The organism is Rhizobium sp. 21-4511-3d (assembly GCF_053522545.1).
This window is the reverse complement of record NZ_JBNWCF010000022.1, coordinates 13309-26428: the sequence shown is the minus strand read 5'-3', so window position 1 is coordinate 26428 and position 13120 is coordinate 13309. Positions and strand designations below refer to the sequence as shown.

Annotated in this window: 15 protein-coding genes and 2 pseudogenes; 5 read left to right on the top strand and 12 right to left on the bottom strand. The window is 59.3% G+C overall.

Annotation, left to right across the window (positions count from 1 at the left end; genetic code table 11):
- Positions 1–862 precede the first annotated feature (862 nt).
- The 7 genes from ACQZ5H_RS30795 to ACQZ5H_RS30765 form a co-directional block, all read right to left on the bottom strand.
- Positions 863–2197, bottom strand: a complete 1335-nt coding sequence (locus tag ACQZ5H_RS30795; protein WP_199629802.1) for a PQQ-dependent sugar dehydrogenase — start codon at positions 2195–2197, stop codon at positions 863–865.
- A gap of 7 nt (positions 2198–2204) precedes the next feature.
- The gene (locus ACQZ5H_RS30790) at positions 2205–2648 is read right to left on the bottom strand and encodes a DUF2231 domain-containing protein (RefSeq protein WP_199629772.1); all 444 of its coding nucleotides are present in this window, start codon (positions 2646–2648) and stop codon (positions 2205–2207) included.
- Positions 2649–3098: 450 nt separating this feature from the next.
- Positions 3099–3251, bottom strand: a complete 153-nt coding sequence (locus ACQZ5H_RS30785) for a hypothetical protein (protein WP_199629771.1) — start codon at positions 3249–3251, stop codon at positions 3099–3101.
- A 277-nt stretch (positions 3252–3528) separates the two neighbouring features.
- Complete coding sequence (amyA, locus tag ACQZ5H_RS30780; protein ID WP_199629770.1) at positions 3529–5016, bottom strand: alpha-amylase; 1488 nt, start codon at positions 5014–5016, stop codon at positions 3529–3531.
- A gap of 691 nt (positions 5017–5707) precedes the next feature.
- On the bottom strand, positions 5708–6034 hold the full coding sequence (locus ACQZ5H_RS30775; protein ID WP_449100003.1) for a hypothetical protein: 327 nt from the start codon (positions 6032–6034) through the stop codon (positions 5708–5710).
- A gap of 244 nt (positions 6035–6278) precedes the next feature.
- Positions 6279–7601 carry a type II toxin-antitoxin system HipA family toxin gene (locus ACQZ5H_RS30770; protein ID WP_199629801.1) on the bottom strand — a complete coding sequence of 441 codons (1323 nt, stop codon included), beginning with the start codon at positions 7599–7601 and terminating at the stop codon, positions 6279–6281.
- Positions 7591–7875 carry a helix-turn-helix transcriptional regulator gene (locus ACQZ5H_RS30765; RefSeq protein ID WP_199629768.1) on the bottom strand — a complete coding sequence of 95 codons (285 nt, stop codon included), beginning with the start codon at positions 7873–7875 and terminating at the stop codon, positions 7591–7593. The genes ACQZ5H_RS30770 and ACQZ5H_RS30765 overlap by 11 nt, the downstream gene beginning before the upstream one ends.
- A gap of 488 nt (positions 7876–8363) precedes the next feature.
- Here ACQZ5H_RS30765 and ACQZ5H_RS30760 point away from each other — a divergent pair.
- The 3 genes and pseudogenes from ACQZ5H_RS30760 to ACQZ5H_RS30750 all read left to right on the top strand — a co-directional run.
- A pseudogene (locus tag ACQZ5H_RS30760) lies at positions 8364–9034 on the top strand (glycosyltransferase family 2 protein); the annotation flags it as partial.
- 15 nt (positions 9035–9049) lie between these two features.
- Complete coding sequence (locus ACQZ5H_RS30755) at positions 9050–9220, top strand: hypothetical protein (protein ID WP_449100016.1); 171 nt, start codon at positions 9050–9052, stop codon at positions 9218–9220.
- A 6-nt stretch (positions 9221–9226) separates the two neighbouring features.
- A complete protein-coding gene (locus ACQZ5H_RS30750; protein WP_246777683.1) occupies positions 9227–9712 on the top strand; it encodes a hypothetical protein in 486 nt (161 codons plus the stop codon).
- Positions 9713–9899: 187 nt separating this feature from the next.
- Here ACQZ5H_RS30750 and ACQZ5H_RS30745 read toward each other — a convergent pair.
- Positions 9900–10017, bottom strand: a pseudogene (locus ACQZ5H_RS30745) (conjugal transfer protein TraH); the annotation flags it as partial.
- Between the two features lie 27 nt (positions 10018–10044).
- On the opposite strand from ACQZ5H_RS30745, the gene ACQZ5H_RS30740 reads away from it, so the two are divergent.
- Entirely contained in the window at positions 10045–10479 is a 435-nt protein-coding gene (locus ACQZ5H_RS30740; protein ID WP_203431279.1) for a chemotaxis protein CheW, read from the top strand.
- A 258-nt stretch (positions 10480–10737) separates the two neighbouring features.
- Positions 10738–10947 (top strand): hypothetical protein, encoded by a 210-nt coding sequence (locus tag ACQZ5H_RS30735; protein WP_199629766.1) that lies wholly within the window; start codon positions 10738–10740, stop codon positions 10945–10947.
- A gap of 303 nt (positions 10948–11250) precedes the next feature.
- On the opposite strand, the gene ACQZ5H_RS30730 is transcribed toward ACQZ5H_RS30735, so the two are convergent.
- From ACQZ5H_RS30730 to ACQZ5H_RS30715, 4 genes are all read right to left on the bottom strand, one after another.
- On the bottom strand, positions 11251–11853 hold the full coding sequence (locus tag ACQZ5H_RS30730) for a hypothetical protein (RefSeq protein WP_203431278.1): 603 nt from the start codon (positions 11851–11853) through the stop codon (positions 11251–11253).
- Positions 11854–12043: 190 nt separating this feature from the next.
- Positions 12044–12211, bottom strand: coding sequence for a hypothetical protein (locus ACQZ5H_RS30725; RefSeq protein WP_449100002.1), 168 nt, complete (start codon positions 12209–12211; stop codon positions 12044–12046).
- 7 nt (positions 12212–12218) lie between these two features.
- The gene (locus tag ACQZ5H_RS30720) at positions 12219–12578 is read right to left on the bottom strand and encodes a hypothetical protein (RefSeq protein WP_203431277.1); all 360 of its coding nucleotides are present in this window, start codon (positions 12576–12578) and stop codon (positions 12219–12221) included.
- 222 nt (positions 12579–12800) lie between these two features.
- Positions 12801–13055 (bottom strand): hypothetical protein, encoded by a 255-nt coding sequence (locus ACQZ5H_RS30715; protein WP_203431276.1) that lies wholly within the window; start codon positions 13053–13055, stop codon positions 12801–12803.
- Between the last annotated feature and the right edge of the window lie 65 nt (positions 13056–13120).

Here is a 13120-nt window from a genome sequence, read left to right as displayed (position 1 = left end):
GCCGGTATGCCGCACCTGATCCCGCCAGCTTCAGAACCGCTCACCCACCATTGTCGCCAATAGGCATGGATTAGAGGTGTAGCGTTTGCGATTTAAATCGGACCTAAGTCCGATAGGCGCACGGAATAGCTATCCCATCTCCCTTAGCGTCAACGGAGTGCAAAGCATGCTTTGGTGGGTTCTGACGGTATATCTTGTTCTTCAAGCGGCCATCTTCGCGGTCGTGGGCGCGATGGTGATTAAACACGTCCTGAGCAAGCGGCGAGAAGAAAGTAGGGTAACTGCAAATAACAACGTTGCCGAAGAGCAGGGAGCCAGGACCGCCGCGACGTCTTGAACCGTGGAAAATTTACTTTTACGCAACGGCAGTTCCATTGCATCAAACTGATTGTGTACTAAGCTTTTTCCATGGCGTTGGAGGACGCTGCGGAGGGATCGACATGAGCATAAGCGACGCTGCTGCAGCCATCATTGTTTCATTCGAGCTTTCAGCGCTGATGTGGCTTTCCGCGTGGCATTTGGTGATCGGATAGCGGCGCAGTTCATGGGCGCTTTCGGTGGCATCTGAGATGGCTCGAACCGCACTGATTGTGTAGTTGTCTGTTCAGCCGGCAGCGTCCAAATCTCCAACTCTGTCCGCCCCATCGCCGCTCCTTCCCGGACCGCATCGATAAATGCTCGAAGAGCCGGTGCCACCTGCCGTTGTTGCCGATAGCAGATGAACCAGCCAGGAAATGGCGCGGGCCGCGCATCGAGACAACTTACCAGTCACCCATCCGGCCCTGGCCTGATTGCCGATCTCGATGCCATAAACACCAATTGAAGCTGATGCAGCCGGGCGGCAAAGCCCGGCTGAAGACTGCTATTGCGCGGAAACGCGCCAGACGGTATTGCCGACATCATCGGCAACCAGCAGCGCCCCCGATTTATCGAGTGCCACGCCAACCGGGCGGCCGCGGGCCTGCTCTTGGTCATCGAGGAAACCAGTCACCACATCCTTGGGCGAACCGTCAGGCTTGCCGCCATTGAAGGGCACGAAGACCACCTTGTAGCCGTTGAAGGCGTTGCGGTTCCAGCTTCCATGCTCACCGACGAAGGCGCCGCTGGCATAGTCCTGCGGCAGGCTGGTACCCTTGCTGAAAGCCATACCGAGCGGCGCCACATGCGAGCTCAGCGCATAATCGGGCGCGATCGCCTTGGCAACCATATCCGGCCGCTGCGGCATGACGCGCGGATCGACATTCTGGCCGTAGTAGCTGTAGGGCCATCCGTAGAACGCGCCGTCCTTCACCGAGGTCATATAGTCCGGCACCAGATTCGGCCCGAGTTCGTCTCGCTCGTTGACCACCGTCCACAAGGCCTTGGTCTGCGGCTCGATGCTCAGCCCGTTCGGATTACGCAGGCCACTTGCATAGATGCGATGGCGGCCGGTCTGCCGGTCCACTTCCCAGATCGCAGCGCGATCCTTTTCGGCCTGAATGCCATTCTCGGTGATATTGCTGTTCGAGCCGACCCCGACATAGAGCAGAGAACCGTCCTCGTTGGCCGTCAGGCTCTTCGTCCAGTGATGGTCGATCGGCCCGCCGGGCAGTTCGGTCAGAACTATGCCGGGATCGTTGATCTTGGTTTCGCCGGGTACATAGGGATAGCGCACGATCGCATCCGTGTTGGCGACGTAGAGATCATTGCCGACAAGGACGACGCCGAAAGGCGAGTTGAGGTGATCGAGGAAAACGTCATGAACCTCGGCGACACCGTCGCCATCGGCGTCCCTCAGGAGCGTGATGCGGTTGCTCGCCTCGTTTCCACCACCGCTTCCCCCCGTCGCGAATGACTGGACGAAGCCCATAATGAGGTCTTTGGGGCGCTTGGCGGATGCCTCCGGCGGTGCGACAGATTCGACGGCTAGGATATCGCCGTTCGGGAGCGTATAGACCGAGCGGGGATGCTTGAGGCCGGAAGCGAGCGCCTGGATCTTCAGCCCGCTTGCGACCTTCGGCGTCTCGCCATCCTTCCAGCCGACGACCTTTGCCACATGCATCGGCGGGATGAGATATTGCGATTGCTCCGGCAACTTCGGATTGGGGCCAATTTCGCTGCCAGGATCAGGCTCGTCGCCGCTGCATCCGGCAAGGAGCAGTGCGGTGGAGGCAAGCAGGACCGCAGCGGGAATCGCGTGGCGCGCAACGGAGTGCATGGTCATCTCAATATCCTCCCGCTATGCGCCGTTCTGTGATCGATCCACAGACGGCGACGACGATCATCAGCACGAAGGCGATCACCGACAGCGCCAGGCCTGTCGGAACAACGGAGGTCCAGGCGTCGCGGCTATGGACGAAGGCGTTGAAGAGCGAGACGACGAATACGGCAATGTTGCCGAGCACGTAAAGCAACGCCGCCCCACCCGCAAGGCGGAAACGGCCGCGTGCGAGATCGACAAGGCCCGCAAGCAGAGCTAGCCCGCCAAGCAGCAAACCGGCCGTCAGCAGCCAGGCCGAGAAATTCGCCCAAGTCATCTCCGCTGTCTGCGAATAGGCGATGTCTGTGATCAAAGCGCCGGTGAAACACGCGGCGGCGAAATGCAGTGGGATGGCGCGCAGCGACGCGCTGTAGCGCTGAATTGGAATTCCTGAAGTTGAATATGTCATGGTCCTCACCTGAGCGGGGCCTTGCCCGCCGCGGATAAACCTTGCGGAATCCAGTTTGTTCCGGCGTTCACGCGATTGAGACGAGAGCGCAGACACCCGGGCCGGATGCCGGCGCCGCCAGTCTTCTGCCGCCTGCAGCGCGGTGGTGTTCCGCTTGTCGCTGAACGGCTTTCCGACAATGGCAAGCCGCTATAAAACCTTGCGGTACGGCGCGCGGGCGCGCCAGCAGCGCTTCCGCCGCCGAGCACCCCGTCGAAACGAAGCAGGTCGCGGCCTCTGCCCTGCGCCGCTGCTTTGTCGAAGGCTCCATTGTCGGCATCTGTTTCTCCTTCTTCTTCAGGGTAAGGAGCTTACCGAGCTCTTCCCATTGCGCCTTGTGCGTGTCAAGGTTTCGGAACCGAGCTTCTTCAGGTTCAGCAGCTTCCAGCGCACAGCGGGACGTTCTGCCGCCTATCGCAAGGCGATGGCTTCAATGTCCGGATCGCCGTCATGTAACGTCGTCAGGAATCGTTGGGCAGTCGCGACGAGGCGGGCGCCGACATCAGCGATCAGGCAATCCTTCGTTTCGATGAGATCGTCGGGAGTGAAGGGTATGGTTTTCATGCCGACGAATTCGCGGGCGCAGGTCTTATCGAGACTGCTGAGTGACGGCCGGAGCAGTTCGTGCGCCGGGCGGAGAGAGCTGGCAACAGGACAAAGAATGTGCGGAAGAGCTCGTCGGTGAGCCCTCCGTTCTCATAGAGGAGCTTAACGTCGAACAGGGACACGCCTCGCCGGCTCCACCGCCGCCCCCCAGTGGCGGATGATTCCGTCGCATCCGCCATTTCCTGGAGGGCGTGTAAACAGACGTTTGCAAGGGTGAGGGGGCTGATCTTGTGTCCTAAAGGCCGTCCCGGCACACCCAGACACTAACGCTTCCACCGTTTGTGGGGAAATCGCCGCGACCGTGTCGATCCGTAGTCACCTCAGCATCGTGATGACCGAGAAAGTCGACGAACGCCATATTTGCCTGGTCCGGACCAAGCTCAAGAGACAGATTTCCGGCGTCACCGTTAGACATGATCACCGCGCAACCGGGATCGGTATCAGTTCCCTGGCGGACGAAACCGATAACGTTGGGGCTTTCGAAGCGATCGATCTGAACGCCGTTGGCAAACCGCCTTCGGGCCTCAATTAGTCTCGGCAAGCAGCCGATCAGGGGCATCTGCACCTCCTGGTGGCTGCCGTCGTCTCCCGCATCGCTGTAATTGGCACCGTATAAGTCGGGATAGAAGACGCAGGGCGTTCCTTGTTCGCGCAGGAGGATCAAGGCATAGGCCAGGGGCTTGAACCACGGTTCAACCGCCGCTTCGAGCGACTGGAGAGGCTGCGTGTCGTGATTGTCGACCAGTGTCACCGCGTGCTCGGGAATGGAGGAAACGAGTGAACCGTCGAAGATCGTTCGCATGTCGAACTCTGCGCCCGCTTTGGAGGCCTCATGGAAGCGGTGGTGAAGCGCGACGTCAAAAAGCATCAGCTGACTGTCCACGAGGTCAAGATAGTTTGCGAGCGTCGCCATCTCGGGGTGCCAGTATTCAGCGACCACGAACAAGTCTGATCCGACGGTATCGCGCATATGGCCGACCCAGTCTTTGAAGAACCATGCCGGGATATGTTTCGCGGCATCCAACCGGAACCCCGATACAGGAACCTGTTCGGAGAACCAACGGCCCCAGTATTTCAGCTCCTCGTAGACAGCCCTGTTGCGGAATTCGACATCAGCGCCCATCAGATAGTCGAAATTGCCCAGCTCGTCATCGACTTCAACGTTCCATTGACCCTCGCCATACGCGTTCATAAGCCGGAACACTCCGGTCTCATCGGGCTCTTCGATGACGTCGACGCCGCTAAAACACTGCTTGTCCCATATGAACTCGGAGTGTTTGCCGGATCGTCCCGGAAACGTGAACCGGGTATGGGCGAGGGCCTCAATATCGTCTTCTTCGATCCGTGTCCGGTCGTCGGAATTCACGCGTCGGACGACGACGCGCTCCTTCTCGTCCGCTCCCATCTTGTGGTTCAGCACGACGTCATGGATCGGACGCAGGCCGTGGTCATTCAAGGCTTTGCAAGCTTTCTCAAGTGCATTTCTGTCGCCGTATTTTGTCGCGACGCTTCCCTTCTGGTCGAATTCGCCGAGGTCGAAGAGATCGTAGGTGTCGTATCCGACCGATTTTGCGCCGGAGGCGCCTTTGTAAGCTGGCGGCAACCAGACGTCGGTAATGCCCAACGCCGAAAGTTCGCCAGCTTTCTCGGCTACCTCATTCCAAAGAATGCCTTCGCCTGGCAAGTACCAGTGGAAAAATTGAAACAGCGTACGTTTGCTCATGTTGTTTCCGAGGTAAGAGCGCTTTGTTCGTGGAGCATCACAGGCGCGATGACAAAATAGGATCGGCCGCCAGTGGGGCTATCGGATTCGATGGGGAAGACGGCAGTTGGTCAGTAGTTCATGCAGTGTCGCAAATTGTCCAAACAATGCGAGAAGATCGCGCTCTTGCTTTTCGTCCAGTCCGTGTCGAGCAGCAAAGTCGAGTACTCGGAAAACCCGCCGATCTCGATCTGTCGCAATTGATTTTGTTTGGAAATGACTACTCATCAAATGGCCCCCGCTGAATGCGCCGTAAAAACGCCCACCCTGGCGATTGGTTCCGAACGACGTGATAAGGAGGATATTACCGAGCCGTCACGGCAGGGTAGCGTCCAGTCTGTGACTATCCGCAGCGCAGTGGCGCTTGCAAACAAGCTTGCCCGTATCGCTTGGGCAGTACAGCGGAAAAATCGCCCGTTCAATCGAACTCCTGGCATAGCGCAAGCATGGCAGGACCGGCTGCGCTTCACGCACAGCCCACGGGAAGGATTATAGATGGCCTGACAGTTGATCGGCGCGCGGAAAGGCGTTGGCGACGATGTCTTGCCTGAGCCGGGGCCGGCGAGGACGAGTGTTGCCTCCTCATCGGTCACGACGACAAGGCGCTGCTCCGGCGTCAGCTGGTTTTTCTCGATCGTGTCGAAGACGCCTTTCATGCCGGCGAGGTCTGAATCGATGATGCGCTCGATGGCAGCGCGGAGTACGTCGTCGGGATGTCTTGGAACGCCCGGACGGCGATGAGCTGTTGCGGCTCTTCTGAAAGGACGCCGTCAGGGATGGTGGCTGGCAAAGCGTTGATGATGGCTGTGGCCCGCGAGAGGAAGGGTGAGAGAAGGCAGGCGGCGGGGTAGCGGCGGGGCTGGCCAAGGCGCGCTATCACTTCGGACAGCGCAGTGAGTTCGCCTTGTGCCGCTTCGAATTGCCTGAGGAAGTGGGTGCGGAAGGCTTCTTTGGCCCGCAGAAATAAAGCCGGCGGCATTGTGCGGCGTGACGCCCGCCAATCTTGCGCTCCGGCCGCGGCCAGCGGTACGTCTATCGTGGTGAACCCCGATATGCGGTGATTTGCGCCGGGCCTGCCCATGATGAGAACGGCGCCTGGCGGCGGCTGCCGAGGAAGGTGATGCCGGAGGCGGTCTGCTCGGCAGCCCATGAGGCATGGCCGAGGGAGCGGAGGAATGCTCCCGGCCGGGCGCGTGTTTTGAGCTGCTTTGGCGCTGTCATCGTCAGGCGCCTGCGCTTGTGAGCAGCGCGTTGTGGGCGGTGCGGAAGGCGTCCTGCAGCGCCTTGTGGTTGGCGAGTCCTTCAAGGGCGTAGCTGTTGAGAAACTGGCGTCCGGCGAACAGCTTGCGGTCGACGGGGCTGAGGTCTGCTTCATCGCAGATCTCTTGCCAGAGCTTGGCGATGGTTATGATCTGTTGTTCGATGAGCGCGGCGGCTTGGGCCTCTTTCAGGTGATAGTCGGGCGCGGCAGCGAGCAGAGTGGCGAGCGTGCTGGCACGGCCCTCGCCCTTGATGAGCATGGCTTGGGTGGCTTCACTGCCGGTGCGGCCTTGCGGGCAGATGTCATAGGCCGGCGTGAGCGTGAGCATCTTGCCGTCCCAGAAGGCGGCGTGGTTGCGGGCGTGGTCGTCGGTATTGCCGCACAGCACGTTGAAGCAAATCCGCCCGTAGAGTTCCCTGAGCGTGTCTTTGGGGTTACTGAAGCGGTGGCGGATGAGTGCGGCCAAGTCTTCGTAGGAAGCGTAGCGGGCCATCATCTCATCGAGACCCAGCATGGTCAGGGCCGAGACCATGGCGCGGCGCGTCCAGCCGTCCTTTGTGTGGGTGCGGTCAAAGCGTTCGATCAGCAGCACGTCCTTATGGGCGGCGCTGGTCATCGACACGGGCGCGGCGTTAAGACCGCAGGCGGCTGCCAGCTTCATCGCGATGAATTCGGCCTTCGCAACGCTGTAGGTGTCGTTAGCGGCTGAGAATTTAGCGATGAATTTCCTTGTGCCGTCGTCGATGAGCGCCTTGGGACGCGCGCCGCCGATCGACGTGCCGTGATTGAGGGCCTGGTCGAGCGCCGGGGTCAGGGGGACGCCTTTTTCGATAAGGGCGGCTGCCTCCATGAGCTCGTCAAGCGATGCCTGTGCGGCAAGGCGGGGGACATACTCCGTGGCCGACGCCTGGAAATCGAGGGCGCCAATCCGGTCGGAGCCTGACTGGAGCAGGAAGGTCAGCTCGCTGATCTCGGGTACGCCGGCAGCATCAGGTTTCTTACCCGTCAGCCTGTTGATGATGACGCGGCGGCCCCACGCATCCGGCGAGCCGTCGCGAATGCAGCTCGCCATCGACAGGCCGTTGATGGGCGCAATGACGCCCTCCTGAAGGGGCAGTTCAGGCTCGTAGATGGGGATGGCGCTCTTACGGCGGCGGTAGCTGGCGCCGTAGGTAAAGAGCAGGCGCTCGCCATCCTGGTCGAGGCGGCCGGCGACCACTGGTTCCGTCGCCCCGGGCAGCCACATCCAGACAAAGGCTTCGGTAGCGTCCGCCTTAGAAGTCATCATCGACCTCCTTCACGGCGTGGCGGACGCTCTTGGGCAGCAGGGTCAGTTTTTCGTCAAGGCGGGCATTGTGCATCTGAAGCATGCGCTCGTCATAGTCGAACAAGCGCACGCCGACGATTGAAGCGACCTCGAAAACGATGCCGATCTCGGGGCCGGGAGCGCCTTTTTCGATGCTGGATAGGGTCGTGCGGCTGATGCCGGCGCGGTCGGCCAGTTCCTGCGCGGTCAGGCCGCGCCCGGCCCGGCCGACGCGGATCAGCTTGCCGAGCATGGCGAGCGCTTGGTGCGTGACTCTGGAGTAGCTTCTCTGACGGGGCACGGCTATACCTGCTTGTTCATTTGAGTGGACATGAGGCTTCTCCTCGCGTCCAGAATTTTGTACATTGTGCCATGAGCTCGGTGGACAGTCAAGGATTGTTCATTTGATTGGACATAAGGCTATCTCGTGAACAGGATTTTGAACAAAATTGGGTGCCGGGGGCGGTCAGGCTAATCCGCGTTCGGGTAAAGCGCCTGAGGCAGCCGTCGCCAAAGCCTGCGCTTTCTGCAGAGCAGTCTCAAATACTGGTGAAGGCCCGTGATGTAGGTGATGGCCTGTGACCTGCGCTTCACCCCATTTATCAAAAGTGTAGCGCCAGATCTTATCCTGGGCCGCGTCTGCGCGGGGATAAAAGCGGTAGTCCCCATGACCAGCGCTGCGTATTATGGTGGATCACATCCTCTGCCGTCACGGACAGAAATTCGCTGTCATCGGCATGCATGGCCGGACCAAGCTGCTTCTGCAGGCTTTCCCAGGCTTCTTCACGGCTCTTCAAGTCGCGCCGTATCAGAGCGCGAATGTATTCGGCCCGAAAGCTGCCGGACGTGGAAAGTGGTGTAAGAAGGACCCGATCCGGTGGCAAGAAGCGGTCGCCCTCAAGCACAAGACGCGACCCAGCGCGCCCAATTAGTCAACAATGCAAATGCATAGAAAAAGGTTACAAGCACGATGGCAAATCCCGGGTCCAGGAGCATATCATTGATCTCTCATGCCGAGGCCAGCGCGGCTATTTGGCCAAACATATCGTGCGCGGCGGCGCGTGCGTGACGAACGTAGCACTGGGCCCGTTCCCGATCATCGTCGGTCCAAGCAGCCAGCCGGCTGAAGGTCTATTTCGGATCGGACTCATGCAGATGGCCGAGTCCGGCAGCGTCGAGCAGACGCTTGAGAGTGTGGTCCGAAACAAAGCCGACATGGACATCATCGTCGTTGACGATGCGTCAACGGACAATACGTGCGAAGTCGTCGAGCAATACATGCATGTCCATCAAAACATCAGGCTGCTTCGAAGCGAAACCAATACCGGCCGCGGGGCGCCCGCAACAGGGCGCTCGCGCTTGTCGATAGCGAATATTGCCTGTTCCATGATGCCGACGACCTTCTTGGCGAAGATGACATCAATACAGTGCTGCCGCTGATGGACAGCTCCGGTGTGGATGTCGCTGCCTTCAGATACAGCGTGCTCAGAACGGCCGACGAAATCCCCGGAGGGATGCCGCCGGTCGACAAGAACATATGGGACGGCGTGCTTGGCGATCGTGAGAGTGCCATTGTCGAACTGGATGAGGCCGCATAGTTCCTGGTGACGATCAACTATCCCTGGAACGAGATCATTAGGACGTCATTCATCCGGTCGACGAACTGGCAATTTTCGACGGCGCGAATTAACGAGGACATCCTGCCGCATTGGGCTGCCTATATGAATGCCGGCAGGTTCCTGGCCATCAATACCAGCCTCACCACGCATCGGCTCGTTCCCGGCCGTGAGCAGCATACCAACACGTTTGACGAGCGCCGCCTCGAAATGTTCAAGGCACTTGAGGATGCCGAGAAGCTATTTGCCGAGAACCGGATTTTCAGGGCGAAATACTATCCTGTCTTTGTCATTTTCAAAGCGGGCCTGCTCGAATGGGTCAACCGGCAGATCAGGCAGGATCTGCGTAGCCTGTTTAGGGAATATGCCTCCTATTCCTACCGCAATTTTACGGACGAAGATTTCGACAGGGTCTATCGCATCAATCCGGGCATTGCACTTGGGAGCTATAGAACTAAACACTCTCACAGGTAGGTTTCGATCGGCTCGGGCCGATAGAGTACTGTGAGATTTTGTGGCGGCCTAAACTACCGAGACGGGTAGGCACTGACGGCTTACGGTTCTCCGCTCGAGAAGCTTTCAGACATCCCAATCATCGAACTCAGGAGTACCTTCCTTTGAAGGACGAGCGTCTCGTTTGTCGTCGGCAACACGGGTGTGACTCGAACTGACCTGTGTTCCAGACGTAAACCGCATCGTCGAAAATTTTGTGGAAAGACCTCTGCGCTCGTGGGGTTTCCGTACCATTTTCTCAAGATCCGAAGGATCTTGGCGAACAAGGGCGGCGACAGCTGGGAGGAATTCTGATGTCCAGCATGAGCACGAACCTGAATGAGCAGACGACGCTGGACATCATCTCATTCCAGCTTGACGCACAAACATTCTGCATCGAGACGACGTCCGTCCGCGAAATCCGCGGATGGGGAGCCTCGACACCGTTGCCACATACGTCGCCCGAGGTTCTTGGCGTCATCAACCTGCGCGGCACGGTTATTCCGACGATCGATCTTGCCCGTAAACTGGGAATGCGCCCGTGCGAAACCACGGAAAGTAGCGCGATTGTAGTCGTGGAAGTCCACGGCAGGCCATCAGCGGCGTCTCCCGTAACCGGCAGGCGCCGCTTTTTTTTGGCCACGACCAATAATCAAGGAACAATCTATGGAAGACACAGCAACGGGCAACCAGCCGACCTATTCGACGTGGCTAGACTTTCGGTCCGCAACCGGCGGGACGACGAATAATGGCTGCAACTAACCTCGAAAAGCTAGTCGTCCAGCAGCCAGCAAATCGAGGGGCTCGTTGAAACCGTACAAAGACCGCATGGAGATCCTGACGGACGGCGCGCGCTACCTGCCAGATGGCACTGTCGTCGAAATCACCAGCAAGGTTCGGGCTTCGGCTTTCGCACCGCTGGCAATCACCGGCAGCGGCTCGGTTGCCGCGATCGATCGGCTGGCGCCGCAGAGGCAACCGGCTCCGTTGATGCCACGCTGGCCGTTTTGGAGACCTCGCTTGCAACGATAGGCGGGGAGGGCATCGCCAGCGACAGCCCGGTCAATATCGCCATCGGCGCGATTTCGGACACCTATCGTCCCGTGACGCTGTATTTCGCCACTTTCGAAGAGACCGGAGCGCCGGCGCCGTTTGTGCTGCACAAGATGCCGTTGGGCTTCGGTCAGGCGAGTACCCGCTGCATGAGAAGATGCTAGCTCAAGACTGGTTATCGCTCGGGATGTGCGGGCCGTTCATGTTCGAGTATATGCGAGCTCGCAAGCGGCCGAACCCAGCCGATCCTGACGCCGAACAGATCTCTTGCGTCGGCGGTCACCTGGATCTGACAATTGCCCGCGCTGACGCGAGTATGAGCAGCGCCGCTTGGTGACTTGAGCAGATGCTGTCGGATGTAAGATCGATCCGTTGTCGGCCTAGCCATCAAAGGGCTCGCCGGTGTTTGCCGGCGGGCTCGTCCTTACACCTCGACAGGTCAAGCGGCTTTCAACAACCCAGACAGACTAGTGCGCGGCGGCTTCCGTCGGTGCGGACGAGGCGCCCGCATCGCCGTTTGCGGCGGGAGTCTGATCCGATGCGCCAGCGCCTGCTTCATTAACGCCACCATCGGCCGCCGAACCGGTCTGCCCTGCATCATCACTTTCGGTCGGCGAGGCCGAGCTGCCATCGGTATGTACGGTCGTCTGCTGATTGCGATCGTCTGCCATTGAGGTTGGCACATCGGTGGCAGGCGCGCTTCGGAGTGATCGAGCCAGGGTCGTTCGAACATGGGGCTTGGGCGCAGCTCTCTTCGATGGATCGGTCAACACAAAAATTCGTCCTGTTCGGTCCCGAACCTTGAGGTGACCGTTGTTGTCGTAGGCTACAATCACGCCAACACCACCCGAAATGCGGCTATCGACGACAACCCGCATGCCCCCAACACTTTCGACGTGCAGGCCGGGCCATCCGTACGCCGGCTTAGCCTGTTTGGGCTTGGGCGTGTCCGAGCGGTTGGTGTCGGTACGAGAGTCATTATGGCGGCAGGACGCATAGGCCATGTTACAGGCGTTTGCGGCGACCGGCAGCATGATCGCCAAGATTGCCGCTGCGAAGGTTTTGTGCATCGAATTTCCTCTAATGATTGAGGAAATCAGTAGCGGAAATCGATTTGTAGGCTATAGCTAAATCTTACGATTGCTATCGCTCGTCGCTCCATCCGCACCCAAACTCGAAGGGCGCAACCTACTTCTCCCTACGCTTGCTGATTTCTCCCAGGGTGCCGAGCATCAGTGCGGCAAGGAAGCCATAAACGCCTCAATCTATGATTGCTCCGGAGCTCGCCGCCGTGCCGCCGTATCGGCGCAGCGCTTCCTCGTACGGGCCCAGGAACTCGGTCGCGATGCCGAGGCCGGTGATGATTCTCAGGACGCTGCCAACGAGGACGATCCACGCCGCAATGGTGATTAGCTTGGTGAAGATCATTCGGCGCTCAACTCTTTTTGGCCGATGGCTTTGACGGCTTTTCTTCAAGGTTCTTCGGTAGCGGCGTGCTTGAACAATGCAGGTGCATCTCTCGGGCGAATGCCTTACGCTTTTCCTCCTGGCTGGCATCCGCCGCAGCGGCGAGAGGAAGGCCGAACGGCCCTAACAAGATACCAGATGCCAGGCCGATAGCCATGCGGCCGCCGACCTTGTCGTCGTAGTTAAGCGCTTGCAGGCGGATCTCTTTGCACTCCGCGCTGTTGAATTTCGGATCGGTGACCGTCAGCGTGCCAGCGTATTTTTGCGGCGTAGGCGTGCACGACGACAGGACGGCAAGGCTTGCCGCTATTACAACCAGTTTCTTCATGATGTTCCCCAATTCCTGCTTGTGATCTAGCAGCAACTTGAGGACGTGTTTAGCGGCGCGATAAACAACCCACCGATTTTTTTGGGTGTTCGGCCGGTAACGCAGAAAGCCGGCCGAGTTGGTTGCTCAGCGGGCTTTCTGGTCCCTCAGTTGGTGGGCGTGGCGACACACCGGTGTCTGCGGCGCGCGTTTGCCCAGGGCCGTCCGCCACCTACACAGATATCAGCGCCAATAGCGGCGATAATCGTAGTCCGATGCCGCAGAATTGCGGCCGAGAATGTAGCCGATGCACAGGCCGATTGCGCCGACCGTCAGCGCGAGGCCAGTTGCTGTGTGCGGATGTTCGGCTGCGCCGGCAGCCACTGCGCTCGTCTCGCGGCGGACAGCGTCCACAGCGTCAGATGCCACTTTGCGAACGCCTGTCGGCGGCTCAGTGGGGGTTCCGGTGAAGCCGGTTGTCAGATCGTCCTTAGCCATTGTCTTCCTCCAGGAGTTTGAGTTGGTGGAAGAACTGGGGAAGGGCAGGGATGGTTCCGTAACTG